Origin of the sequence: Alkalihalobacillus bogoriensis ATCC BAA-922, assembly GCF_000621445.1 — a bacterium.
In the GTDB taxonomy this organism is placed as follows: Bacteria; Bacillota; Bacilli; order Bacillales; family Bacillaceae_F; genus Bacillus_AO; species Bacillus_AO bogoriense.
The window spans coordinates 1-25,199 of sequence record NZ_JHYI01000038.1 but is presented as its reverse complement, the minus strand read 5'-3'; the positions used below and the strand labels follow the sequence as shown (position 1 = coordinate 25,199).

Annotated in this window: 26 protein-coding genes, 2 pseudogenes and 1 other annotated feature; of the genes and pseudogenes, 4 read left to right on the top strand and 24 right to left on the bottom strand. The window is 37.7% G+C overall.

Annotated elements, in window-relative coordinates:
- Positions 1–10: 10 nt before the first annotated feature.
- Entirely contained in the window at positions 11–1,993 is a 1,983-nt protein-coding gene (locus T323_RS0114170; RefSeq protein WP_026673885.1) for a S9 family peptidase, read from the top strand.
- 182 nt (positions 1,994–2,175) lie between these two features.
- Entirely contained in the window at positions 2,176–2,805 is a 630-nt protein-coding gene (locus T323_RS0114165; protein ID WP_051556540.1) for an NUDIX hydrolase, read from the top strand.
- Positions 2,806–3,089: 284 nt separating this feature from the next.
- Here the strand turns inward: T323_RS0114165 and T323_RS0114160 are convergent, their stop codons facing one another.
- Positions 3,090–3,338 (bottom strand): YrhC family protein, encoded by a 249-nt coding sequence (locus T323_RS0114160; RefSeq protein WP_026673883.1) that lies wholly within the window; start codon positions 3,336–3,338, stop codon positions 3,090–3,092.
- A gap of 96 nt (positions 3,339–3,434) precedes the next feature.
- Entirely contained in the window at positions 3,435–4,127 is a 693-nt protein-coding gene (gene mtnN / locus T323_RS0114155) for a 5'-methylthioadenosine/S-adenosylhomocysteine nucleosidase (protein ID WP_026673882.1), read from the bottom strand.
- Between the two features lie 130 nt (positions 4,128–4,257).
- Between mtnN and T323_RS0114150 the strand changes: the two genes are divergently transcribed.
- Positions 4,258–4,461: a DUF2536 family protein gene (locus T323_RS0114150; protein ID WP_026673881.1), complete on the top strand. Its 204-nt coding sequence runs from the start codon at positions 4,258–4,260 to the stop codon at positions 4,459–4,461.
- A 27-nt stretch (positions 4,462–4,488) separates the two neighbouring features.
- Here T323_RS0114150 and T323_RS0114145 read toward each other — a convergent pair whose 3' ends face one another.
- The 22 genes and pseudogenes from T323_RS0114145 to T323_RS0114040 all read right to left on the bottom strand — a co-directional run bounded on the left by T323_RS0114145 (position 4,489) and on the right by T323_RS0114040 (position 24,406).
- Positions 4,489–5,073: a YrrS family protein gene (locus T323_RS0114145; protein WP_035178780.1), complete on the bottom strand. Its 585-nt coding sequence runs from the start codon at positions 5,071–5,073 to the stop codon at positions 4,489–4,491.
- A gap of 81 nt (positions 5,074–5,154) precedes the next feature.
- Positions 5,155–6,252, bottom strand: a complete 1,098-nt coding sequence (locus tag T323_RS0114140; RefSeq protein ID WP_026673879.1) for an ABC-2 transporter permease — start codon at positions 6,250–6,252, stop codon at positions 5,155–5,157.
- On the bottom strand, positions 6,249–7,100 hold the full coding sequence (locus T323_RS26770; protein WP_051556539.1) for an ATP-binding cassette domain-containing protein: 852 nt from the start codon (positions 7,098–7,100) through the stop codon (positions 6,249–6,251). Before T323_RS26770 ends, T323_RS0114140 begins: the two co-directional genes overlap by 4 nt.
- On the bottom strand, positions 7,097–7,486 hold the full coding sequence (locus T323_RS0114130) for a GntR family transcriptional regulator (protein ID WP_026673878.1): 390 nt from the start codon (positions 7,484–7,486) through the stop codon (positions 7,097–7,099). The genes T323_RS26770 and T323_RS0114130 overlap by 4 nt, the downstream gene beginning before the upstream one ends.
- Before the next feature lie 113 nt (positions 7,487–7,599).
- Entirely contained in the window at positions 7,600–7,740 is a 141-nt protein-coding gene (locus tag T323_RS29195; protein WP_169737906.1) for a hypothetical protein, read from the bottom strand.
- A gap of 88 nt (positions 7,741–7,828) precedes the next feature.
- The gene (locus T323_RS0114120; RefSeq protein ID WP_026673877.1) at positions 7,829–8,965 is read right to left on the bottom strand and encodes a zinc-dependent alcohol dehydrogenase; all 1,137 of its coding nucleotides are present in this window, start codon (positions 8,963–8,965) and stop codon (positions 7,829–7,831) included.
- A 152-nt stretch (positions 8,966–9,117) separates the two neighbouring features.
- A pseudogene (gene greA, locus T323_RS26765) lies at positions 9,118–9,595 on the bottom strand (transcription elongation factor GreA).
- 159 nt (positions 9,596–9,754) lie between these two features.
- Complete coding sequence (gene udk, locus T323_RS0114110; protein WP_026673876.1) at positions 9,755–10,408, bottom strand: uridine kinase; 654 nt, start codon at positions 10,406–10,408, stop codon at positions 9,755–9,757.
- Complete coding sequence (locus T323_RS0114105) at positions 10,408–11,682, bottom strand: peptidase U32 family protein (protein ID WP_026673875.1); 1,275 nt, start codon at positions 11,680–11,682, stop codon at positions 10,408–10,410. The genes udk and T323_RS0114105 overlap by 1 nt, the downstream gene beginning before the upstream one ends.
- Positions 11,683–11,695: 13 nt before the next feature.
- Entirely contained in the window at positions 11,696–12,625 is a 930-nt protein-coding gene (locus T323_RS0114100) for a peptidase U32 family protein (RefSeq protein ID WP_026673874.1), read from the bottom strand.
- A 4-nt stretch (positions 12,626–12,629) separates the two neighbouring features.
- Positions 12,630–13,283 (bottom strand): O-methyltransferase, encoded by a 654-nt coding sequence (locus tag T323_RS0114095; RefSeq protein WP_026673873.1) that lies wholly within the window; start codon positions 13,281–13,283, stop codon positions 12,630–12,632.
- 71 nt (positions 13,284–13,354) lie between these two features.
- Positions 13,355–14,539 (bottom strand): endolytic transglycosylase MltG, encoded by a 1,185-nt coding sequence (gene mltG, locus T323_RS0114090; RefSeq protein WP_026673872.1) that lies wholly within the window; start codon positions 14,537–14,539, stop codon positions 13,355–13,357.
- 458 nt (positions 14,540–14,997) lie between these two features.
- The gene (locus tag T323_RS0114085; RefSeq protein WP_026673871.1) at positions 14,998–15,303 is read right to left on the bottom strand and encodes a DUF1292 domain-containing protein; all 306 of its coding nucleotides are present in this window, start codon (positions 15,301–15,303) and stop codon (positions 14,998–15,000) included.
- 18 nt (positions 15,304–15,321) lie between these two features.
- Positions 15,322–15,741, bottom strand: a complete 420-nt coding sequence (gene ruvX / locus T323_RS0114080; protein ID WP_026673870.1) for a Holliday junction resolvase RuvX — start codon at positions 15,739–15,741, stop codon at positions 15,322–15,324.
- On the bottom strand, positions 15,741–16,010 hold the full coding sequence (locus tag T323_RS0114075; RefSeq protein WP_026673869.1) for an IreB family regulatory phosphoprotein: 270 nt from the start codon (positions 16,008–16,010) through the stop codon (positions 15,741–15,743). Before T323_RS0114075 ends, ruvX begins: the two co-directional genes overlap by 1 nt.
- Before the next feature lie 88 nt (positions 16,011–16,098).
- Entirely contained in the window at positions 16,099–18,729 is a 2,631-nt protein-coding gene (gene alaS / locus T323_RS0114070) for an alanine--tRNA ligase (RefSeq protein ID WP_026673868.1), read from the bottom strand.
- Between the two features lie 90 nt (positions 18,730–18,819).
- Positions 18,820–19,031, bottom strand: a binding site (T-box leader).
- A 54-nt stretch (positions 19,032–19,085) separates the two neighbouring features.
- A complete protein-coding gene (locus T323_RS0114065; RefSeq protein WP_026673867.1) occupies positions 19,086–20,159 on the bottom strand; it encodes an AI-2E family transporter in 1,074 nt (357 codons plus the stop codon).
- A gap of 348 nt (positions 20,160–20,507) precedes the next feature.
- The gene (locus T323_RS0114060; RefSeq protein WP_026673866.1) at positions 20,508–20,690 is read right to left on the bottom strand and encodes a hypothetical protein; all 183 of its coding nucleotides are present in this window, start codon (positions 20,688–20,690) and stop codon (positions 20,508–20,510) included.
- A gap of 19 nt (positions 20,691–20,709) precedes the next feature.
- A complete protein-coding gene (locus tag T323_RS0114055; RefSeq protein WP_026673865.1) occupies positions 20,710–20,898 on the bottom strand; it encodes a YrzR-like zinc ribbon domain in 189 nt (62 codons plus the stop codon).
- A 13-nt stretch (positions 20,899–20,911) separates the two neighbouring features.
- Entirely contained in the window at positions 20,912–21,385 is a 474-nt protein-coding gene (locus T323_RS0114050; RefSeq protein ID WP_026673864.1) for a PRC-barrel domain-containing protein, read from the bottom strand.
- A gap of 59 nt (positions 21,386–21,444) precedes the next feature.
- Positions 21,445–23,727 (bottom strand): SF1B family DNA helicase RecD2, encoded by a 2,283-nt coding sequence (recD2, locus tag T323_RS0114045; RefSeq protein WP_026673863.1) that lies wholly within the window; start codon positions 23,725–23,727, stop codon positions 21,445–21,447.
- A 16-nt stretch (positions 23,728–23,743) separates the two neighbouring features.
- Positions 23,744–24,406 (bottom strand): tetratricopeptide repeat protein, encoded by a 663-nt coding sequence (locus T323_RS0114040; protein ID WP_026673862.1) that lies wholly within the window; start codon positions 24,404–24,406, stop codon positions 23,744–23,746.
- Positions 24,407–24,978: 572 nt separating this feature from the next.
- On the opposite strand from T323_RS0114040, the pseudogene T323_RS29310 reads away from it, so the two are divergent.
- Positions 24,979–25,199 (top strand): annotated as a pseudogene (locus T323_RS29310) (hypothetical protein); the annotation flags it as partial.

The window sequence follows — 25,199 nt, the reverse complement described above, 5'->3', positions numbered from 1 at the left end:
GGGTATACATATGGCGAACAAACGTCCAATGACGATTGATGATTTATGTAACATTAAAGTAGTAAGTGAACCACAAATTTCCCCTTGTGGTACAAAACTGGCACAAATTCATCAAGTTATCGATGAAGAAAAAGAATATCAATCGCACTTATATATTCAATGCCTCCATAGCGGAAAACTTACACAATGGACGTTCGGGAAAGTTCGTGACCACTCTCCTCGTTGGTCACCTGATGGAAGTTCCATCGCTTTTATCTCAAACCGTTCAGGAAAACCTCAAGTTTGGCTTATCCAAACATCTGGTGGAGAAGCGCAACAAGTAACCTTTTGTAAAAACGGTGTTTCCAACCCACTATGGTCTCCAGATGGATCACAACTTGCTATCCAAACTTCATTAAAAATTGAGGAAAGCATTGAGGATAAAGAGGAAAAGAACCAAGAAAAGAAAAAAAGTGAACCATTGGTTATTAATCGTCTAAGCTATAAATCAGACGCTGCTGGGTTTGCAAATGAAACATACACACACATAGCAATCGTCCAAGTGAAAACAAAAGAAATCAAACAATTAACATATGGTCCTTTTGATCATCAAGCCTTTTCTTGGTCTCCAAATGGAGAACAATTAGCAATTACCGCCAATCGAACTGAAGATTCCGATTATCAAATCATTTCCGATATTTTTACCCTCACCGTTTCAACAGGTGAACTAACACTACTAACGAATGAAAAAGGTATATTCCAAAAGCCGACATGGTCCCCTGATGGAAAAACAATCGCTTGTTTTGGACATGAGCTTGAGTATTCTGGTGCAACAATTAACCAAATCTATTTAATTAATCTCGAAACAAAGCGAAAAGAATGCATTACAAAAACATGGGATGTTCACATTGGTGATGCAGCAATTTCAGATGCGAGGTCAGGACATCCAAATCCTGGTCCAGTTTGGTCAAAAGACGGAGACCGTATATTTTTTACTGCAAGTGAAAATGGAAATACAGGTCTTTACCAAATTGAATTAAACAATGAGATTACAGCGATTTATCATGAAGTTGGTCATGTATTCGGCTTCGATGTTCATGTCAAATCAAACCTTGCTGTATTGGCGATTAGTGACCCATCAAACCCTGGTGACTTATACTCCTTAACAATTGGAGAAAAAGGAAAGAAGCGCCTCACAAACGTTAATGAAGCTTTTTTACGTGAAGTAGATTTATCTTTGCCTGAACCAATAACGGCCCCTTCAAAAGATGGCTGGGATATTCATGGCTGGTTAATGAAGCCCATTGGATTTGAGGAAGGAAAAAAATATCCGATGATATTAGAAATCCACGGTGGGCCTCATGCGATGTATGCTAATTCATTTTTCCATGAGCTCCAAGTGCTCGCGGCACAAGGGTATGCTGTATTGTTTATGAACCCTCGCGGAAGTCACGGCTATGGCCAAAAATTCGTTGATGCTTGTCGTGGCGATTATGGTGGTATGGATTATGAAGATTTAATGGCCTCTGTTGATTATGTTCTTGAACAATATGATTTTATCGACGAGAGTCGCTTAGGTGTAACAGGAGGAAGTTACGGTGGATTTATGACGAACTGGATTGTCGGACATACAAACCGTTTCAAAGCGGCCGCTACATTACGCTCGATTTCCAACTGGACGAGTTTTTATGGAGTCAGTGATATCGGCTACTTCTTTACAAAATGGGAAATCGGTTCTTGTTTCTTAGAAGACCCTGAAAAACTATGGTACCACTCTCCTCTTCGTTATGTAAAACAAATTGAAACACCACTCCTTATTTTACATGGAGAAAATGATTATCGTTGTCCAATAGAACAGGCAGAACAGCTATACATTGCATTAAAGCATCAAAAGAAAGATACAATGTTTGTTCGATTCCCAGAATCAAACCATGAGCTCTCGCGAAGTGGTCCTCCTCATTTACGCCTTGAACGATTAGAACATCTTGTAAATTGGTTTAATAAGAAAATGTAATAATCAAGCTTTTGCCCAATTGGGCAAAAGCTTTTTCTTTTTTATCCGATTTTGTTATGATAAGAAAAACGCGGAGCGTCTTTTCTTTCAAGCGAAGTGCGGAGCTATTCTATAAGCTTTCAAACTACTGCTATACCAAAATTCTTTCTTATATGATAAAAAAACAACAAGGGGATGAGACTTTGATCGATAAACTTAAGCACCAATTCCAATCTCGTACCGCTACCATCTTAGGTAGCAAAGATGTCATGAAGTCTGCAGTGATGCTTCCCCTTTGTGAACGACATGGTGACGCTCACATTTTGTTTGAAGTGCGTGCATTTACATTACAAAGTCAGCCTGGTGAGATTTGTTTTCCAGGAGGTAAAGTAGACAAAGAAGACATTTCCTATGCCGATACCGCCAAAAGAGAACTATGTGAGGAGTTAGGTATACAAGTCCAAGAGATAGAAGTCATTGCACCATTAGATATCCTTGTCACCCCATTTCGGGGGATTATTTATCCATACTTAGGTGAAATCAATAAAAACGCCACTCTTTCACCTAATCCACAAGAAGTCGACTCTGTCTTTACTGTTCCACTTTCAACACTTTTAGAAATGGAGCCTGAAACATTTGAAACAAACATTCACTTTGAACCTGGTAAACAATTTCCTTTTAATAAAATTCCGAACCAATCAAAGTATAATAAGCGGACACATACCTTTACTGAGCTATTCTATTATTATGATGAGCATGTCATATGGGGTTTAACGGCTCGAATTCTCCATCATTTTCTACAAACGATAAAAGAAGCGGAAACAAAAGGATGATAACAAACAAAAAAACCGAAGGAATGAGAGGGTGGACATCTCATTCCCTTCGGAAACACTTCTTTACTTCCGTTGTTTTATCTCATCCCTCTTTAACGTTCTTCTTTTCCTAACAGCGACAATCTCCTTTCTCTCTGGAATTCGTATACGGTTTATTGCACCATAGTCACAACCCATCTTAACGTCCTTCACTGCTAGACCAAAATTTTTATGCTTTCTTATCTTACAAAAAAAAGTTCCAGTTCATTTCAACAAAATGAACTGGAACTCCTTTATTTTTCTTATTATTCTATTTCGCCATCATTATTTACAAGTTTTTGATAATATATTGCTTTTCGATGAAAGAAAATTGATGCCCCGAGCATAACAAAGACCGCAATAATAAAATGACTTGGTTCAATCGCTGTTCCATTGTTGTCATTTGGAATTAAAATGCCTATAAAAAGGAATATCCCTAATGATAAAAGAATATAGGCAAACCGACGATAATCTTCAACTTTGTCTTTTAATGTTTTTAATTGTTTTTCATCCAATTCTATCATCCTCCTATATCCATTTCCTATTGTAGCATGGCTATACTAGATTAGAAGTATGGAATCAGAGGGAGAAATGGAAAAGAAGGGTAAAGGCTACCCTAATTTTTCCACCATGGATAATACAAGCTTAGCCGAATGAACAGATGCTGTTTCTAAAAATTGTTCGTAGGATACTTTCGCATCAGACCCCGCAATATCAGAAAGAGAACGAATAATGACAAAAGGACAACTGAATTGGTGACAAACTTGCGCAATCGCCCCAGCTTCCATTTCTGCACATTGAGGTTGTTGAAACCTTTGCTTTAACGACTCAACAACCGCATGATCACTCATAAACGAATCTCCAGAAACAATTAACCCTTTAGCAGAATGAATACCGACTGTTTTTGAACTTTCCTCTGCTACTGCTACTAATTTTTCATCTGGTTGATAATAAGCTGGCATTTGCGGAACTTGACCAAATTCATAACCAAACACAGTTGCATCTACGTCGTTATAGCGAACCTCAGTAGAAATGACTAAGTCCCCTACTTTTAATTGTTCATTAAATCCACCTGCAGAGCCCGTATTAATAACAACATCTGGTTTATAAAGTTGAATGAGTAATGTCGTTCCTACTGCAGCATTCACTTTTCCAATACCAGATTTTAACAATACTACTTCTACACCTTCTATTTGTCCACTATGAAATTCACATCCAGCTATCGTGTTGTCTTCTCGATTGTCAATTTTACTTTTTAATAATTCAACTTCTTCTTGCATTGCTCCAATGATACCAATTTTCACAAGACCAACCCTTCCTACCATTCTTATTCTTTATAGGTTGTCAATACCAACTTATAGTATACATTGTTATCGTTTTGTTTTCACTTCTTTTCTTTTTCTGGTATGTTAAGGAAGAAAGGAGAGATTATCATTGCTTAACCTTGAAAGAATTGAAGATAAGATTGAACTTTTTGAAGCTGAATCGATAGCTAAACTGGAACAACAAATAAATGAACAAATCGAAAACAATAAAGTATTGTTGCTTCACGTCCATTCGATTCACCACCACGTCCATATTCATCCCAAAACAGGTTCAACGTTGTACAGTGCTGTAGTTCATTTCAAAGCAAAATGACCGCATCATTTGCGGTCATTTTCTCAATTATTGGCGCGGGTTGCTGTCAAGTTGTTCAACAGACACCGGTTGCCAGCCTTCATTTGTCACCCATTCAAGGCGAACTTCATAAGGTGTATTTTTATTTTCAAACGTACTTACAATTCCAACAGCACTTTGAAGATTGCCACCATTTCCTAGCCACCAAATTTCCATTTCATCGTCTGATAACCCAGTAGCATACTGCAGGGCCTGTGTCATTTCATTCCAGTTCACGCTGCCCTTTGAAAAATCCGCTTCAAATTGACCATTATCTTGTTGTGCTGTTCCTATCGGTTCCCAATCTCCATCGGTCCGTTCTTCTGTTTCTTCAGTGTCCTCATCTTCACTAGCTTCTTCGTCTACAGTAAGGTCTTGGTCATTCCTATCATCGTGCACTTGATTTTCCGTTTCATTTCCTTCTCCTTCACTTTCTTCATAGTCTGCTATCACATCTTGGTTTCGTTCACCCTTAAAGAAGAGTTGATATGAAAATACTATAATAAGGAGAAGAAGAATCGTAATGGAAACGTTAAGAATCCGATTTTTTCGTTTTAGCTTCTGTCTTTGCAAAGAACGAGTTTGAAATTCCATTGTGTGTATTACCTCCTGTTTTCTCTATTATACTATCAGAAAAACTCCTAAATCTACATTTTCCCACCTAAGTCTTCTGACTTATTCGATCGGTATGATTCGTAAAGGTTCGACTCCATGACGATAAAATGTTAATTGCAGGTCAGGAGGTAATTCACTTTCTCGTAATTCCATTTCATTATGTACTCGAATGTCATACGTGAGTATTAGTGTTGAGCCAAAATCATTCACACTTTCCACAGCATCCGTTTGTCGCATCTCTTCATCCCCAATATATAAAGTAATTGGATTAAAATGATTGAAGCCTTTATAAAAACTCCAGCTTGGCGCCTCAAGTTCAATCGTAATTTCAATGACACGCTCTTGCTTCCATTTTAATTCAGTCGATACGACGGATATTGACTCAACGTATTCTTCGACAGAATGAATTTGTTGGCTCGCTGGAACTAGAGAGAAGAAATAAACAAAGAAAAGACAAATCACACCAAAAAGTAAAAATAACAACGTAGCCTTTATGACTCTTTTCATCTCATAAATATGTTCATAACAAAATCTCGAGATTATAAAAGAACCGCAATAAAACAACAGAGAGGCAATAAATAAAAATACACATAAGCGTTCAGGATAAATCTGAGTTTCATGGTTCATATACACAGTAGAAAAGAGAAACGAAACGAGAAGAAACACCGTACTAATACGAATCGACCACGATGCTACAGTTGGTCCATAAGAAAAATAAAAAAACAAATAAAGAGCATGGGCTACAAATATCACACTTAAAATGACAAGTGACATAAAAAAGATTTCACTTGAAACAAAAAATCCCCCTGTTGTCCACCTTCCTATTCCATAACTAAGGAACAAAATACTAGATAATATACTTATGAGCAAAAAAGATGTGATATAACGGGACAATACAATTTTCGTAAATGAAAAAGGCAGTTGCCTAACTCTATGCTGAACACCATTCCACGCTTCGGTTCGGCAAACTTGTGAAAGCATTCCATAACTAAAAAATAACACAAATCCAAATATAAAAAAAATAAGCGTATCTGCTCTAAACTCATTCGCATTTCGAGCTGAAGAAAATAAAAATATCGCAAATAATACTAGCAATGGAATCATAATAATAGCAATTGGTCGTAATGAACGAAAGTCTCGTTTGATTAACGGTGTCATTCCTTCACCTCCGAAGGTGTTTCAACAACAAATTCTAAAAGTTCATCTAGTGTTGGCGAGCGACATTCAGCCTGTGGAAGAAAGTCCTGTTCTGTTGCACAAACAACACCAACCGTACCTGCTTTTGTTCTTTTACATCCTTCTACTTTAGCGTTCAAATGCTGTTCTCTTGTAGAAAAATAGCGGTATCGTTCTATCAGTTCTTCTTTTTGACCCGCTAATGCAACTTGGCCATCTTTCATATAAATAATATAATCAGCAATTTGTTCAAAATCGGTCGTAATATGAGATGAAAAAAGAACCGTTCGAGATTCGTCTAACATAAAATCTTGGACAACAGCTAACATTTCCTTTCGGGAAATTGGATCTAACCCTGCCGTAGGCTCATCTAAAAGAAGTACAGTCGGATGAAAACAAACACCGAGTAAGAAATTTAATTTAATTTCCATTCCTTTTGATAAATCATCTACTTTTTTTTGTAATGGTAATTGAAATCGTTCAATAAGTTTTTTTTCCAATTGCGTATCCCAGTTTTCGTGACAATTAGAAATAAATTCAATCGCTTCCTGGCATGAAAAGCTACCATACATATTGACATGTTCTGATACATAACTTACTTTTCCGTTCAATTCAATCCGGTCCGTTTGATAAGAAAGCCCTTCAATTCGTTGAGTACCTGCATCAAACGGACGTTCATTGACAATTCCGCGGAGGAAAGTTGTTTTTCCTGCACCATTTCTACCAATAATGGCTGTGATAAACCCTTTATGTATATTTACATTGATTGGGCCAAGTTGAAATATAGGGTAATTAATGATCCCACCGCTAACACAAATCGAATATGTCATTTCTTATCTTCCCCTTTCGTCTTTATCGTAGCCTGGATCATTGTGTTCATCTCATCCATTGAAAATCCGAGCCGCTGTCCTTTCAGAAAAAGTTCATCAACTTCTTTTTGAAACTCTTCTTCTGAATTGTGGCGAAGTTCTTCTTTTGGTCGACTCGTAACAAAACAGCCTTTTCCTTGTTTTGTATAGATATATCCTTCTCTTTCAAGTTCAGCATACGCACGTCTTACAGTAATCACACTTGTGTTGCTTTCCTTTGCGAGCATTCGAATGGAAGGCAATTCTTGTTCTTCCACAAGCTCTCCTTGTATGATTTGTTGTTTGACTTGTTGAATGATTTGTTCATACAAAGGTTCCATTCGTTGATTTGATAAGTTAATCCACAACCGCTCCACCTCTACTGTGTATATCGAATATATACAGTGTAACGTAAAAAATAATGGACGGCAAGAAAAAGCAACATTGGGAATTCATCCACCAATGTTGCTCGATTTAGCAATTATCCTTTTATTCCTTCTAACCAGTCTTGGTAGCAATTTGGGCAAAGCGGTTTTTCCACTTGTTCGTCTGCTTGTAAAAATGCGACCATGTGGAATTTATCCTCAATTTCATAATTACAGTAGAAACATTCATTCTCCACCCATAATGACCTCCTTCTCGTTCTTTCCTTACTATCATGCGCACTAGACAACATTTTTACCGTAAGCAATAATGGAAGGACAGGAGAATTAAGGTTTTAAAATGACTTTAATACAATTATCATGTTTTTCATCAAAAATATCATATCCATATTCAGCTTTGTCTAAAGGCAAACGATGCGTAATAATATCAGTTGGGTCAAACACCTCATTTTTAATTTGCTGATATAATTCAGGAAGAAAATGGATGACTGGGGCTTGTCCCATTTTTAATGTAATATTACGTGCAAAAAAATCACCTAAAGGAAACGCATTATAACGTGTACCATAAACACCAACTATACTTACAATTCCACCTTTTCTTACAGCTTGACTTGCTAATTGTATTGCTCCCATTGAGCCGCCTTGGAGCTTTAAAGCCGTTTCGACCATTTCAACCGCGGTTTTCTTACCATCCATGCCAACACAATCGATGACAGCATCTGCCCCTCCACCTGTTATTTCTTTAATATGAGTGCCAAGAGCGTCATATTTCGAAAAATCAAAAACTTCAACATTGTTTGTACGTTTCGCATGCTCTAATCGATATTGTACATAATCAACAGCAATCACACGTTTTGCCCCTTGTAACCAAGCAAATTTTTGCGCTAATAACCCTACAGGTCCACATCCTAATATGACAACCGTATCCCCAGCCTTTACTTCAGCTTGCTTCACACCCCAATACGCTGTTGGGATAATATCAGATAGAAAAAGTAGCTTTTCATCTTCTAATTCACAATTGTCAGGCACTTTAAATGGCGTGAAGTTGCCATACGGTACTCGTAAAAGTTCGGCTTGACCACCAGGATACCCACCAAATGTACCTGAATAGCCAAAATACGCTCCTGCTTCCCCATTTGGGTTAGAATTATCACATTGGCTCTCTAAATCATGTTGACAGAAAAAACATTCGCCACAAGCGATATTAAACGGGACAATGACACGGTCCCCTTTTTTTAACTTTGTCACATCCGGACCAACCTCTTCTACAATGCCCATCGGCTCGTGACCTATAATATAATCTTCTGGAAAGTTCGGAACCATGCCATGAACTAAATGTAAGTCAGAACCACAAATTGCCGTACTTGTGATTTTTACTAAGACGTCATCTCTTTTTTCTAATTTGGCATTTGGGACTTCTTTTACTTTTACATCTTTAATACCTTGATAGGTGACAGCTTTCATCCTCTAACCTCTTTTCGTTTGTTTACGAATAGAATTTACGAAAACAGAAGTTTTTATGAAAGGCCTCGTATACTTTAATTTCACGTTTCCGATTTTGTTTGTTTTAAACAAAAAATAACCTAACAGCCTGTACGACCATTAGGTTACTCTCCTTATTTCACTTCTAAAATTTCAACTTCCATTTCGCCGCCTGGTGTGTTGACGACTACTTTTTCACCAATAGAACGACCTAAAAGGCTTTGTGCCATTGGAGAGTCATTTGATATTTTTCCTTCAAACGGGTCTGATTCCGCACTACCGACGATAGTATATTCTTCTTCATCGCCATCTGGTAACTCAACAAAACGAACTGTTTTCCCCTAGGGATACTACATTTGTGTTATTGCCGTCATCTTCTATAATAACCGCATTACGGAGAATATTTTCTACTTGAGAAATACGTCCTTCAACAAATGCTTGCTCTTCTTTTGCAGAATCATATTCAGAGTTCTCCGATAAGTCACCAAAACTTCTAGCGATTTTAATTCGCTCGACAACTTCTTTTCGGCGCTCTGATTTTAAATATTCTAATTCATCCTCTAACTTTTTCTTCCCTTCTAGGGTCATATAATGCTTTTTCTCTTCTGCCATGACTTTCACTCCTCTTTCCTGCTTATCAATAAAACTATACATAAAGCCGCATATATGTAAGAAGAAAGCAAGGTTAGATAACCTCGCTTTCCTTTATGCTATTATAAACAAAATGCTGCTTTCTGTCATGAAAAAAATACGGACAACAATAATAGTGTATCAATTTTTAGGGTCAGATGGCAATAAACGTTTTCCATCAATTATCGACCTTATTTTTGTTACCATTAAATCGATAGCGACTTGATTTTGTCCACCTTCTGGAACAATGATATCAGCATAACGTTTCGTTGGTTCAATAAACTGAAGATGCATCGGTCGGACGACGGTTGTATATTGATGAATGACGTCTGCTAACGTTCGTCCTCTTTCTTCGGTATCCCTAACAATTCTTCTCATAATTCGGATATCAGCATCTGTATCAACGAATAATTTAATATCCATTAAATTACGTAGACGTTGGTCTTCTAATATAAGAATTCCTTCTAAAATAATGACATCCTTTGGTTCGATCATCACGGTTTCATGTGAACGTGTATGCTCTTTATAGTTGTAAACAGGCATTTCAACCGAATACCCATCACTTAACGCTGTTACATGGTCGATTAATAAATCAGAATCAAAAGCAAGGGGATGATCGTAATTTGTTTGTAACCGTTGTTCAAATGTAAGGTGACTCTGGTCTTTATAATAGGCATCTTGCTCGATTAAAACGATAGATTGACCTTGAATTTGGTTGAAAATTTCTTTGGCAACCGTCGTTTTGCCAGAGCCTGTCCCCCCTGCCACTCCAATAATAATTGGTTTCTCTCGCATTATTTAACCTCTTTACGCATCATGTTATTCGGATATACCGGATAGTCTACTTTAAACTTTATAATTTGAAGCGGATGTCGAGCAGCATCGAGTGTATTTCCATCTTCATCCCAAATTTGCCCAACAACTTGAATAAAGTTATTTATTTCAGGACCAAAAAATTCAACTTCGTCACCTGGTTTAAAGTGGTTACGCTGTTGCAAAGTGACCATTTTTAGTTCCTCATCATAGTCTAGGACAAGTCCAGCAAAATCATACCCTGTTCTTTTCGGATGATTGCCATACATTTGCTCTTCATACGATGGCGTCGCTTCGAAAAATTGCGGTGCAAAGTCACGATTCGCACACTTTTCAAGCTCCTCGACCCATTCTCTTTTTATTTTAAAATTGTCAGGGTCTTCACAATAGGCATCAATCACTTTTCGATAAACAGACGTAACTGTAGCGACATAGTGAATTGATTTCATTCGTCCTTCTACTTTTAAGCTATCAATTCCAGCTTCAATTAATTTCGGAATCGATTGAAGTAAATTTAAATCTTTTGGACTCATCGTGTATTTTGCATCATTTTCGTTAAATAACGCGACTTCTTGAGGTTGTCCATCATTTTCTTGTTCTTCATATAAATCATATTCCCACCTGCAAGATTGACAACAACCACCACGATTGGAGTCCCGGGCCGTCATATGATTACTTAGTACACAGCGACCTGAATAGGAAATACACATCGCGCCATGAACAAATGTTTCGATTTCAATATCTACATGCTTTTTCATTTCTAACATTTCTTCTAAGCCAACTTCTCTGGCTAGAACAACACGATGTAACCCTTCTTCCTTCCAGTATTTAACAGCCAACCAATTGGACAATGATTGTTGTGTACTTAAGTGAACTTCTACTTTCGGTGCAACGCGCCGACAGGTTTCAATAATGAGCGGGTCTGCTACAATAATCCCAGTCACTCCCACTTCTTGTAAGCCACTTAAATATTCTTCAAGCCCATCCATATTTTCGTTATGAGCATAAATATTAGTTGTGACATACACTTTCGCTCTGAACTGATTTGCAAATTCAACTCCTTCACGCATTTGTTCCTTTGAGAAGTTATCTGCATTTGAGCGCAATCCAAACTCTTGTCCACCAATATATACCGCGTCTGCACCGTATTGGATCGCAATTTTTAGTTTTTCTAAGCTACCTGCTGGAGCGAGAAGCTCAGGTTTTTTGACAATAATTCGTTTCCCATCTTTTGTTTTCTCTGATATGGCTTGCATAATTACACCTCCTTTAATAAACGGTTTCTTTAAAGAAGAATCCGGTATCAATATCACGATTCGGCGGTTGAATCGCTTTAATTTTTTCTAAATAAACTTCTTTTTTCTCTTCATACTGTTCTTCATCAGAAAAGTACAAATCAATCGCTTCATTGTACATTTTTACAATTTGAACAATATACTCTGTCGATTTAAATAATCCTTCTATTTTAAAGCTATCTATACCCGCATCAAGCATTTCCTCTAACTCATCAATAATACAGATGTCATTCGGACTCATAATATGTGTCCCATTTTCATCCTCAAAAATTGGATATTTCGCATTCCGCTCTTCATCAAATAAAAACATTTGTCTCTGTTTATCTGTTTTTTCAACTTCAAGGTTTTTACCTTGATATTGAAAATAATTGCCGATTAATGTTCGTTTTGATTGAAACATACAAGTCATCCCATGGACTTGCACTTCCACTTCCACTTCTGCGTTTTCTTTCGTTTCAATAATGGCATCCATATTAATTTCACGAGCAAGAACAACACGTTTTGCTCCTTTTCTTCCCCAATAATTCGCTGTGTACCAATTCGTTGCAGTCGTTTCCGTATTCCAATGTAACTTCATATTTGGTGCCACTTCTCTTGCTGCCATGAGCACAGCTGGGTCTCCAAATACAACAGCATCCACATTCGTTTCTTTTAAAAATGTTAAATATCCAGAAAGTTCATCTATTTTTTCATTATGAAATAAAGCATTCATTGCAACATACACTTTTACACCATGACGATGGGCTATTGCAGTCGCTTTTTTCACATCTTCACGATGAAACTCTCCTGCTAATCTAAGACCATATCGTTGCTCACCAATAAGAATGGCCGTTGCTCCTGCTTTAATGATCGGTTCAATCGAATCAACAGCATTTGGTGTAACTAATAGTTCTGGTTTTCTCATCTTGTCACCTACTTTCTCCTCTTTTTATACTTATCGCAATTCCGTCTCCTATCGGAAGGATCGTTGTATCATATTGCGGATGCTGGATGAGCCATTCATTATAATGAGAAAGTTTCGTTGCAATCCCTTTTTGTCTTTTTTGCTCTGTTTTTTCTAGATTAGCAACAAACCCTTTAAAAAGTACATTATCAGAAATGATGACACCTCTTTCTGTTAGAAGCGGTGTATATAATTCAAAAAAACGTTGATACTGGCCTTTTGCAGCATCAATAAATAATACATCATATTTAAGGTGTTTTTCAAGTTTTTCAACAATTTCAAGTGCATCACCTTCTAAAATGGAAATACGTGCCTCTAAATCCGCTCGTTGAATAAATTGTTTTGCAACTTGAATACGGTTTTGGTCCCTTTCAATCGTAACAATGTCACATTGTGGCACAGCCTCTGCCATTCGGATAGCGGAATACCCGATCGCTGTTCCAATTTCAATAATCCGTTTCGGTTGAGCCAGCTTTACTATTTGCAACATCGACTCGATGCCAATGAGCTCCATAATCGGTACTCGGTGTTCTTTAGCATATTGTTCCATTTCAATAAGCAAAGCATTACGAGTAGGAAGTAGTGTTTCTAAATAAGTTTGTACGTCATTTGAAATCATCATGCAATCTCCTTGTTTTCTTATATATCAGAAGAAAAGGGAATGTGAGACTAGCCACATCCCCTTCCCTATTAGTCTTCCTCTGTTTCGCCTTCAATCATTTCTTCTAGCTCTTTTTCGGCTTGTTCTGCTGCTTCAATCCACTCATCGCGATATTGCTGGTGGACTTGATTATGTTCAGCATATGTTTTCGTGTAAATGACTTCACCATTGTACCGTGCATAGAAGAATAAATAGTCCGTGTCATCTGGCATAAAGGCAGCTTTAATTGAGGCCTCGCCTGGATTTGCAATCGGTCCAATTGGAATTCCTGTGTACTTATACGTATTGTATGGCGAATCTACTTCTAGATGGGCATAACTCGTCATATATTGATGTTCCCCAATGGCATAAGCAACTGTTGGATCGACTTGAAGCATCATATTTTGCTCAAGTCGGTTGTATAATACTCCAGAAATCGTGTAACGATCTTTATCTTCTCTTGCTTCCCTTTCAATTATCGAAGCAAGTGTCAAAAGTTCATGGATCGAATATTCATTTTCTGGGTAGCTTTGAACAAGCGGCATAACAATGCTATCTGTTTGTTTTATCATCGTTTCAATAATCGTTTGAATTGAAACATCCTCTTCAAGGAAATCATACCGCGCTGGGAACAAATACCCTTCTAGTGGATGACGTATTCCTTCTTCCAATATGTCTTCTGTTAACACATCGAATTGACCAATTAGTTGTTGGATATAATCACGATCAGAAATAATCTCTTTTATCTCTTCCACATCGTGATCTGTTTCCCTAGCAATGATTTGAATGACATTTTCTAACCATAATCCTTCCGGTACCGTAAAGACTAACTCTGGTTCTTGTAGTACTTTTCCTTCTTTTAATTCAGTTACAATCTCCTCTAATGTCATAGCAGGCGATAATTCATATTGTCCAGCCTGAAAACCTGATTCACTTTTATATCGAACATAATAGCGAAAAAATGTCCCGCTTTTAATAATACCTTCTTCTTCTAAAATTCGTCCAATTTGTGTACTTGATGAGCCTATCGGTATTTCTACTTGAATCAACTCTTCACTTTCTTCATCGAAAGATCCAATTGCTGAATTCACATAATAATATGCTGATGTTGCGGCTACCGCACCAACGATTAAAAACAACGTTAGGCAAACAAACACAATTTTACGAACTATCCTTGCTTGCGCGACCCTCTCCGCGTATATTCTATCTCGTTCATTCTCTTTATTTTCACTCATGGGCCTCCCCCTTCCATCTTGTCCATTATACTATAAATCGATAGTCATTTCGTAGAATTTTACAATAAATTCTCAGTTATTAGCGAATAATTGGTTTTTTTGTAAGTAGCGGGGGTTATTGTAGTTGTCATCTCAATTGTATGAAGGACACTTTCGCTTCGTTTTCTCCTTATTTTGTCCTTCATTACCTTTATGAAGGACACTTTCGCTTCGTTTTCTCCTCGTTTTGTCCTTCATCGCCTTTATGAAGGACACTTTCGCTTCGTTTTCTCCTCGTTTTGTCCTTCATCGCCTTTATGAAGGACACTTTCGCTTCGTTTTCTCCTTATTTTGTCCTTCATTGCTAGTATTAATGAATATGGCGATATCACCATGTAACATTTTACACATTAACTCCATGCGACAAAAAAAGCATAAAAAAAAGAGCCCAATTCATTTGAATTGAGCCCTTTTCCTCTTTATTCGTCGTCTGCCATTTCGTTTTCAGTAAACGTATTAAGCATTTCTTCTACCATTTCCCATTCCTCGTCTGTTTCGATTGGGTATAAAGCTATATCGCTGTCTTCTTCATCTTTTTCTTCATAACGGAAAGCGACAACTTCAGTTCCTTCTTCGTCGTCATCCTCTTCACTTTCCCCAACAGGAACTAGTAAAATATATGATTTACCTGTTTCATCAACAGAAAAGGTAAATAACTCTTCAAATAAATGCTCGTCTCCATTTTCATCTGGAATAATAATATGATCTTTTTCTTCTTGTCCCATCTTTAGCACCTCTTATTTTTAATATTTCTGATTATCTAAGTACCCTTGCAAAATTAATACTGCAGCCATTTTATCAATGACTTTTTTCCTTTTTTTCCGGCTAACATCTGCTGATATAAGCATCTTTTCTGCTGCCATTGTTGTTAGACGTTCATCCCATAAAATGATAGGGCAAGATAAGAACGTTTTTAATTTCTCAGCAAATTGTTGACAAGCCTCTCCGCTCGGTCCAATCGTCCCATTCATGTTTTTCGGTAACCCGACAACAATTTTTGAAATCGAGTATTCTTCTGCGATAGACACAAGTTTATCGAAGTCCTCTTGCTCATTTTCAGGGTTCCGCATTAGTGTATCCAAACCTTGCGCAGTCCATCCAAGCTCATCACTCATTGCAATTCCTATCGTTTTTGTCCCTACATCTAATCCCAAAATTCTCATTACTTCTCCTTTTGGTGCTGTGACAAATAAGATTTTACCAATTCTTCGATTAGCTCATCTCGTTCTAATTTACGTATTAATGATCTAGCATCATTATGACGTGGAATATAAGCTGGATCCCCAGATAATAAGTAACCTACAATTTGGTTGATTGGATTATACCCTTTTTCTTCAAGAGCTTGATATACAGAAAACAGTACTTCTTGGACATCAACATCGACTGTGTCATCTTGAAAACTAAATTTCATAGTATTATCCATTGAGCCCATCACAAACACCTCTTTCTAAAACTGCCCTATTAACCATGTTGTTCCCAATACATGGTACTTACCCTCATTGTACACTATAAATGGTTAATTAGGAAATTGATTCTACATATTGTCGAACAAAATTCAGTGCGTCATCCAACTTCTCAGGGTTTTTCCCACCTGCTTGGGCCATGTCTGGACGACCACCTCCTCCACCACCACAACGTGTTGCCACTTCTTTCACAAGTTTTCCTGCGTGATACCCTTTATCGATTAAGTCTTTTGAAACAGTCGCAACAATATTAACTTTATCACCATTTGTAGCACCAAGAACAATAATACCTGTCTCAACTTTTGATTTCAATGTATCTACAATGGAACGAAGGTTATCCATATCATTTGCTGCTACTTTTTTAGCAAGTATCGAAACTTCATTTACAGTTTCGAAATCATTAATTAAATTCCCTGCCTCCATATTACCCAATTTAGAAGCTAGAGATTCATTCTCACGCTGTAATTCTTTAATTTGTTGTTGTAAAGCGGTCACACGACTCGGAACGTCTTTCACATTTTTTGCTTTTACACTTTGTGCAACTTCTTGAAGCAGTTCAAGCTGACTACTTATATAATCATAGGCTCCTTTTCCTGTTACAGCTTCGATTCGGCGAATTCCAGCTCCGATCCCTGATTCTGAAATAATTTTAAATAATCCAATTTCAGCTGTGTTTGTAACATGACATCCGCCACATAATTCTAAGCTGTATTCTCCAACTTGAACGACACGGACAACTTCACCATATTTTTCACCAAAGAGGGCCATTGCTCCCATCGCTTTCGCTTCTTCTAAGTTTTTGTTCATAATATCGACCGAAATTCTGTCCCAAATTTTTTCATTCACAATGGTTTCAATCGTTTCAATTTCTTCCTCTGTAATTTGACCAAAATGAGAAAAGTCAAAACGCAAACGTTCTTCTGAAACTAATGAACCAGCTTGATTAACATGTTCCCCTAACGTATCTTTTAATGCTTGGTGAAGCAAATGTGTCGCTGTATGGTTTTTCACAATGCCATGACGATTTGTTTCTTCAACCGTCGCCGTTACTGTCATCCCGGTTCTCAAAGTACCTTGTACGATTTTGACATAATGAAGGTTTTGTCCATTCGGTGCTTTTTGGACATCCGTTACTTTAGCAATGACTCCATCAGCCTGCAATTGACCTGTATCAGCGATTTGCCCACCACTTTCAGCATAAAACGGTGTTTTGTTTAAAATAACCGTTACTTCATCATCAACACCTGCATACTCGGTTCGCTCTTTCTCTTTAATCATTAGTTCAATCACAGATTCAGTTTGGAGCTGTTCGTAGCCAACAAATTGGCTTTCTACTTTTATCTCCCCTAATAGTTGATCTTGAACTTGCATAGAACCTGTATCTTGTCTTGCTGCTCTAGCTCGGTCACGTTGTTGCTCCATTTCTTGTTCAAACTCTTCACGGTTAATCGTAAACCCTTTTTCTTCGACATATTCCTCCGTTAAATCGACCGGAAAGCCGTACGTATCATAAAGACGGAACACATCTTTTCCTGAGATAACGTTTGATTTAGTTTCTGAAATAATTTTAGCTAATATGTTTAATCCCTCATGTAATGTTTCATGGAAACGTTCTTCCTCATTTTTTATTACCTTTTGAATGAACTCTGTTTTCTCTTTCACTTCTGGATAGAAATCAACCATAATATCGCCGACAACAGGAACAAGTTCATGCATAAACGGGCGATCGATATGAATTAACTTCGCATAACGGACAGCTCGTCGTAATAATCTTCGCAACACATAGCCCCGACCTTCATTAGATGGTAAGGCCCCGTCTCCAATCGCAAAGGCTACTGTACGGATATGGTCGGCAATCACTTTAAAAGCAACATCTGTCTCAACATTTGCACCGTATGAAACCGATGTTAATTGTTCCGTTGCTTTAATGGTAGGCATAAACAAATCAGTATCATAGTTCGTTGGTACATCTTGAATAACAGATACCATACGTTCTAATCCCATACCTGTATCAATGTTTTTCTTTGGAAGCGGTGTGTATGTACCATCTGGATTATGATTAAATTGCGAAAAGACTAAATTCCACACTTCTAAATAACGCTCATTTTCTCCTCCAGGATAAAGCTCTGGATCATTTTTATCATTGCCATACTGCTCTCCACGATCATAAAAAATTTCTGTATTAGGACCACTTGGACCTTCTCCAATATCCCAGAAATTCCCTTCCAATCGGATAATTCGCTCTTCTGGAATCCCAATTTTTTGATTCCAAATGTCATATGCTTCACTATCTTCGGGATGAACGGTCACGGAAAGCTTTTCAGGGTCAAAGCCAATCCATTTTTCACTCGTTAAAAACTCCCAAGCCCAAATAATCGATTCTTCTTTAAAATAATCACCGATGGAAAAGTTGCCCAACATTTCAAAAAACGTATGGTGACGTGCTGTTTTTCCGACATTTTCAATATCATTTGTTCGAATTGATTTTTGAGCATTTGTAATGCGTGGATTTTGCGGAATCACACGGCCATCAAAATACTTTTTTAACGTAGCAACCCCACTATTAATCCAAAGTAATGTTGGATCATCGATAGGAACTAAAGATGCACTTGGTTCAATATCATGGCCCTTTTCTTTAAAAAAGTCTAAAAACATTTGCCTCACTTGTGCAGACGATAAATACTTCATTCGATTTCCTCCTTTAATGTTACACATCGTATCCTCATTTTTACCATTTTACACTTACGAAAGAACACAAAAAAACTCTTGTCCCACACATACAGGGACGAGAGTTATCACGCGGTACCACCCTGGTTACAAATGTCGTAAAACATTTATCACCTTAATTGCCATAACGCGGCGTAACGGCAGGGTTTTCCTGCACTTCGGAATAGCTTTTCCGTTACCCTTCGTATGACACTTCTTTCAGCCAAGGAAGTGTCTCTCTTTCATACGGGCTGTAACATACTTTGTTCCATCAACGTGTTCCCTATCATTCTTTTGTCAATCTTATTATAAAAATGCACAGAACTCTTGTCAACGTCTTAGTCATGGAAAGGCTCACTAATATTTGTTCGCAAATGCAAGATAATGACTTTGACGATAGCCAAAGTCGGTACAGCTAATACGAGTCCAAGAATACCACCAATTTCAATTCCAACAATAAGAGCGAACATAATGAGAACCGGATGTAAATGAAGGGTTTTCCCTACAATTACAGGCGATAAAATATTCCCCTCTATTTGTTGTAGAACAAAAATAACTAACACAGTAAACAAAAGCATTTGCCAAGATTGTAATGCAGCGACAATCACAGCAGGAACAGCACCCATAAAAGCACCAAAGTAAGGAATGATGTCCATCATCCCGATAAACATTCCTAACAAAACAGGGTATGGCATACCAATTAACCAAAGCCCAATTGTCGCAAGAATACCAACACATAATGAAACAAGGATTTGTCCACGAATATAATTTCCAAAGGATTGGTCAATATCACGAACAAGTGCCACTCCTTCTTTTCTCCATTGTTTTGGAGTTAAATACCAAGCAACTTTCTCAATTAGTTTAAAGTCCTTTAATAAATAAAAGACAAGGAAAGGAATAATAATAAAGTAAATGAACGAATTAACAAGTCCTTTTAAAACCTCTATGCCACGTTCAACAAGGTCTTCCATTGTTCCTTCAAGCCCTTGAAGCCATTCTTCTAACTGTACTTGAACACCTTCTGGTAATACAGCAATATGTCTTGTAAATAAATCAATCCACCGTTGTAAGCTTTCAATATAATAGGGAAGCTGTTCAATAAACATCCGAAATTGCTCAATGATGTACGGTGTACCCCTTATAATCGCATACGTTATACCACCAAAAAACAAAAAATAAATAATAAGAACAGCAATTGGACGAGGTATCCCCATCCCATGGAAATTTTCAATAATCGGATGTAATAAATACGTAATTAGTGCTGCAATTAAAAAAGGAATCGCAACCCGAACAAGCAATTGTAATATTGGGAGCCAGACGGGGGATAATTTCATGATTAAAAATAAACATAATAGTAAAATAAAAATTGCTGAAAAACGAATTAACCATTGCATACTTGTTGTTTTTTCCATCATAAGCCCTCCATAACGATATTTTGCTCATCAATCCAAATTTTATGAATGGAGAGGCCTATAATGGTCGTCGGTAAAGGGGACGAATCGTTGACAGACAAGGCGTGTTGAATGAATAAAGAAAAACGCGGAGCGTCTTTTCTTTCAAGCGAAGTGCGCAGCCCTGCCCGCTTTTGAAAGTGAACCCCAAGTGCTCTTTTTGGGGTGAACGCGCAGGTACGGAGCCTTCGCTCTTCTAGAATAAGCTTTCAAAGCTTCACTGCTACACCAAAATTTTTATATTTTCTTATCTTACAAAAAAAGTTGTTCTAAGAAAAGAATCCTTTCTTAGAACAACAAGAATTATGATTATGCAACAGCTTTTGTTAATCTTCTTGTTAAACGTTTCACTGTCGATTTTTCAGGCATCATCGCTTGGAAATTCATGTTTCGGATTGGTTCGATTATATCTGTCATTCGGTTGCGGTTTTTCTTGTTTCTCATTGTATAAGCCGCTACACCTAAACCAACAGCTAATAACATTCCGCGCATATCAAACACCCCTTATCAGCTACATTTCGACTCGCATATCGACATCTTCAAATAAATCATCCAATGAGCTGAGGGAACCATCTTCTTCGACTTGATGGAGTGAAAGCTTACCTTTCGTAATCGTCATCTCAACAAAGCAATTCCAACAATAGTATTGGTTTGTACCAATTTTTCCAATGTCTTTGCAATTACAGTTTGGGCATTGCATCGTAGGGCCTCCTTTATTCGAGGTTTATCATTAATATATCTTTGCCATATAATAAAGGCTTTGATGTCTTGACGACTTTTTTGCCTTCTTTTATATCAGCAAGTAAACCTTCCGTAACTTCATACCCTACGATGTTGCCCATTTCTTCCATAAAGTATACATCTTCTACCAATCCTAATTTCTCTCCCTCTGTAGTAAGGAGTGGCATTCCGGCAAGCCGCTTTTTGCCTTGCTTTAATGTATATTCATGGATATGGTCTGCTCGTGTAAGATGACTTTTCCCTTTTATGATAATCCCATCTGGCCCAAACCCTGTAATTGCATCAAGTGGAACAAATTGGTCTTTATGCAGCCATGCTTTAATATCTAAGACAAAGCCAATTACTTGTCCTTGCTTATTGATAAACAGATCTTCGATTTTGCCAAGCTCTTCTCCATTATTTTCGTCGAATACAGATTTCCCACAAATCGTTTGAAATGTCCGCAAAGAGCATCGCCACCTTTTGTCGAACATTTATAGGATGTGATTCTATTGCCTTGTTCATGCTAGTTTGCTTTTTCCATAACTGTTTGTTTTAGTTTATCCACTAACATCGAATGACGTTCTCCATCTCCTTGTTGTTTTGCCGCCATTTCCCAAGCTTCAATTTCACCACATAAAATAAGAAATTGCTTTGCTCTTGTTACCCCTGTATAAATCAGATTTCTCCTTAGCATTCGATGGTACCCTTTTACAACAGGCATAATGACAATCGGAAATTCACTTCCTTGCGCCTTATGAATCGATGTACAATACGCATGGGTAAGTTGAATTAAATCTTTTCTCGTATATAAAATCTCAATCCCATCAAAGGAGACGAGAACTTGGTCCTGCTTTTCCGTATTTTCTTTCGCATAAAAAATCGCAACAATTTCACCCCGGTCACCATTATACACTTGCTCTTCAGGGTTATTCACTAGCTGCAATACAATATCACCAGTTCGATAAATAAGATCTCCAAACTGAATTTCACGTCTGCCCTCTTTTTTTGGGTTAAATAATTGTTGCAGCTTTCGATTTAGTTCTTCAATTCCAGCAACTCCCCGATACATCGGAGCTAACACTTGGATTTCTTTGGCACTATAGCCTTTTTTCATTGCATTTGAACACACTTTTTCAATGACTTGGTGAACTTGAGGGATACTACATGGAAAAAAACTTCGATCTTTTTGTTGGACATGAAAATTATCAGGGATTTTTCCGCTTTTTATTTCATGTGCTAAATCAATAATGGACGATCCCTCTGCTTGACGGTAAATTTCTGTTAAAGCAACAATAGGAATGACATTTGCATCAATGAAGTCCCGTAATACTTGTCCAGGACCAACAGAAGGGAGCTGATCTTGGTCTCCAACAAGAACAACTTGCATCGTATCAGGAATCGATTTAAACAATTGATTGGCTAACCAAATATCAACCATCGAAACTTCATCAACGATAAGTAGTCGGCCTTCTAGCGGACTTTCCTCATCCCGTTCAAATCCACCATGACCACCTTTCCATCCTAACAGGCGATGAATCGTAAGCGCCGGCAATCCGGTTGCTTCCCCCATACGTTTTGCCGCTCTTCCTGTAGGGGCAACAAGCAAAATCGGAAAAGGCTCGTCCTTTTTATAATCTTTCGGTTCAAGTGAATAACCATGGATCTTCGCAAATACTTCAACGATCCCTTTTATGACAGTTGTTTTCCCTGTCCCGGGTCCACCTGTTAAAATCATCGCTGGAGACGTAATCGCCATTTTGATCGCTTCTCTTTGTGTCGGTGCGTATTCCATTTTTTCTTGTTCTTCAAGTTCCCCTAACGCCTTAAAAAACTCTGATTCAGGATATTCATTATCTTTTTCGGTGCTTAGTAATCGTTTTACGTTTGTGACGATCCCTTTTTCAGCAAAGTATAACGAAGATAAGTAGACACGTTCTTCTTCCATCACTATTTTATCTTCTTCATGTAACACAAGTAATTGAGTGGAAACCTCTTCCTCTTTAATCACGACAGTCTCAGACGATAACATGGCGCTTACTTCTTTACATAAATTATATTTGTATAAAAACACATGACCTTCCTGCATGCATAACTCATGAAGAAAATAGACACAACCTGCTTTGATTCGATCAGGGTGATTTCCCGTTAAACCAATTGCTTCCCCTAATAAATCAGCTCGTTTAAATCCAATCCCTTCCACATCATGGATAAGCTTATATGGACTCGAGCGAATAATCGTAAGCGCCTCTTCTTTATAGGTTTGAAATATTTTCATCGTCAATTCTAAACCAAAGCCAAACTGCGATAATTCAGTAATTAATTGTTCAACCCCTTGAAACTCAACAAGTTGATTATATAACACAGCCGCCTTATCTGCTGGCAATTTAGGGACGTCCTGCAATACATTACGATCAGCTAAAATTTTCGATAACGCTTTTTCTCCAAGTGCTTCCACTACACTTTCAGCTGTTTTTTTTCCGATTCCAGGAAAGCGATCACTTGATAAAAATTGAATAACACCAGCCGCGGTTCTTGGAACATCCCGAGAAAAAGCATTCACTTTAAACTGAAGCCCAAACCTTGGATGTTCTGCAAAATCTCCACTAAAAATATACACTCCATTAGGCTCCACCGTTGGTAATATTCCAACGACTGGAACCGTTTTTTCTTTCAGCTTTTCGGAGGACTGCAAAACAAACACTTGAGCAACCGTATAATAATTATCTGGGTTATGAAAAATAATATGGCTTACTTCACCTTTTATATAAGATGTCTCTTCCTCTTGCATAGGAACTTGTTGTGACATAACACTTCGCCGCCCCTTATTGTTTTAAACGTTCCATCATTTGTTTTTTTCCATGCCCTGCAAGTACATGGTCGGGTTGAATTTGAACCGCTTTATTAAATAACTGCAATGCTTTATCAAATTCTTCTTTATAAGCATACGCAACACCGAGGTTAAAATAAGCATCTGCATGTGTATCATCTTTATCAATCACCTGTTCAAACTGACGCATCGCTTCGTCGATTTGATCTAGTTGGGCAAGGCATAACCCGTATTGAAAGATGGCTGTCATATCGTCTTTATTGAGTTCAACTGCTCGTTGTAAATGAGCAAGTGCATAGGCAAAATGGTTTTGATGGTATAATGACATCCCAAGCATAAAATGTGTATCCGCAGTATCTAAATGATGCTCTAGTGCAAGCTTAAACATTTTAGCTGCTTCATTATACTTTTCCGATTTATAAAATCCATTCCCTGCCCCATAATAAGCTGTTGCGGTCTTATCATCTAATTCAATCGCTTTATCGAAAAACACCATCGCTTTTTCTATATCGTTGACGATCACTAATAAATTTCCAAAGTTTACATAACCAATCGGATCTAGAGGGTTTTCTTCAATCGCGTCATGTAACCATTTAGAAGCATCCTCATAACTTCCTTGTTCCATCGCTTGGATACCAAGCTGGAGATTTGATTCCATTTCTCTCTTCCTTTCACGCTTATCTTGTTAAATTAAGTATATCAAACCTTATTATAAAAATCGTTACTAACATAAGAAAAACCCGGAGCGTCTTTTCTTTCAAGCGAAGTGCGGAACCCTGCCCGCTTTTAACAGTGAATCCCAAGTGCTCTTCTTGGGGTGAAACGCGCAGGTGCGCAGCCTTCGCTCTTCGAGAATAAGCTTTCAGAGCTTCACTGTTATACTAAAATTTATAAACTTTCTTATATCTTAACAAAAAACAAGTTTTCTCATGGATTTATCTTTCCGCACTTCACATAACGGACATACGTTCCGCTATTTCATCAAAAACAAGCATTTCTCCACTTTATCGGACATATGTTCCGTTATGTAACTAAAACAGCAATGATAATCATCGTTTCTGCTCATATAACGGAACGTATGTCCTTTAGGATGTAACAAACGCTATTTTTTCTTAAAATAACCATCCATGATGTACCCATCACCCCCATGAATGAAAATTAATTTTGGACTAGAAATCGTTACGCAAACTTTGTATTCTATTGTTGAACAGATCAAAAGACGGTTCCGTATTGGTAACACGTTTCCGAAAAATAACCCGTCTTACTGCAGGCTCGAGCACCGCCCATTGTCATATGATGACGTGTATAAGCATTCCTTTTGCCTCACCTGCACGGTCTGTTTATTACGTTAATACAAAGGAAGGGATTACGTTGGACGCTATTCGAAAAACTTGTGCAGGTCTGGATGTTCACCAGGCATCAATCGTTGCTTGTATTTTAACGGGAGAGCT

Excerpts from the sequence above, each read along its gene's own strand:
- T323_RS0114170 (WP_026673885.1), top strand. The coding sequence starts at position 11 with ATGGCGAACAAACGTCCAATGACGATTGATGATTTATGTAACATTAAA.
- T323_RS0114145 (WP_035178780.1), bottom strand. The coding sequence starts at position 5,073 with ATGGAATTTCAAACTCGTTCTTTGCAAAGACAGAAGCTAAAACGAAAA.
- T323_RS0114140 (WP_026673879.1), bottom strand. The coding sequence starts at position 6,252 with ATGACACCGTTAATCAAACGAGACTTTCGTTCATTACGACCAATTGCT.
- T323_RS26770 (WP_051556539.1), bottom strand. The coding sequence starts at position 7,100 with ATGACATATTCGATTTGTGTTAGCGGTGGGATCATTAATTACCCTATA.
- T323_RS0114120 (WP_026673877.1), bottom strand. The coding sequence starts at position 8,965 with ATGAAAGCTGTCACCTATCAAGGTATTAAAGATGTAAAAGTAAAAGAA.
- udk (WP_026673876.1), bottom strand. The coding sequence starts at position 10,408 with ATGCGAGAGAAACCAATTATTATTGGAGTGGCAGGGGGGACAGGCTCT.
- T323_RS0114105 (WP_026673875.1), bottom strand. The coding sequence starts at position 11,682 with ATGCAAGCCATATCAGAGAAAACAAAAGATGGGAAACGAATTATTGTC.
- T323_RS0114100 (WP_026673874.1), bottom strand. The coding sequence starts at position 12,625 with ATGAGAAAACCAGAACTATTAGTTACACCAAATGCTGTTGATTCGATT.
- T323_RS0114095 (WP_026673873.1), bottom strand. The coding sequence starts at position 13,283 with ATGATTTCAAATGACGTACAAACTTATTTAGAAACACTACTTCCTACT.
- mltG (WP_026673872.1), bottom strand. The coding sequence starts at position 14,539 with ATGAGTGAAAATAAAGAGAATGAACGAGATAGAATATACGCGGAGAGG.
- T323_RS0114085 (WP_026673871.1), bottom strand. The coding sequence starts at position 15,303 with ATGGGACAAGAAGAAAAAGATCATATTATTATTCCAGATGAAAATGGA.
- ruvX (WP_026673870.1), bottom strand. The coding sequence starts at position 15,741 with ATGAGAATTTTGGGATTAGATGTAGGGACAAAAACGATAGGAATTGCA.
- T323_RS0114075 (WP_026673869.1), bottom strand. The coding sequence starts at position 16,010 with ATGGGCTCAATGGATAATACTATGAAATTTAGTTTTCAAGATGACACA.
- alaS (WP_026673868.1), bottom strand. The coding sequence starts at position 18,729 with ATGAAGTATTTATCGTCTGCACAAGTGAGGCAAATGTTTTTAGACTTT.
- T323_RS0114065 (WP_026673867.1), bottom strand. The coding sequence starts at position 20,159 with ATGGAAAAAACAACAAGTATGCAATGGTTAATTCGTTTTTCAGCAATT.
- T323_RS0114060 (WP_026673866.1), bottom strand. The coding sequence starts at position 20,690 with ATGCGCGGAATGTTATTAGCTGTTGGTTTAGGTGTAGCGGCTTATACA.
- T323_RS0114055 (WP_026673865.1), bottom strand. The coding sequence starts at position 20,898 with ATGCAATGCCCAAACTGTAATTGCAAAGACATTGGAAAAATTGGTACA.
- recD2 (WP_026673863.1), bottom strand. The coding sequence starts at position 23,727 with ATGTCACAACAAGTTCCTATGCAAGAGGAAGAGACATCTTATATAAAA.
- T323_RS0114040 (WP_026673862.1), bottom strand. The coding sequence starts at position 24,406 with ATGGAATCAAATCTCCAGCTTGGTATCCAAGCGATGGAACAAGGAAGT.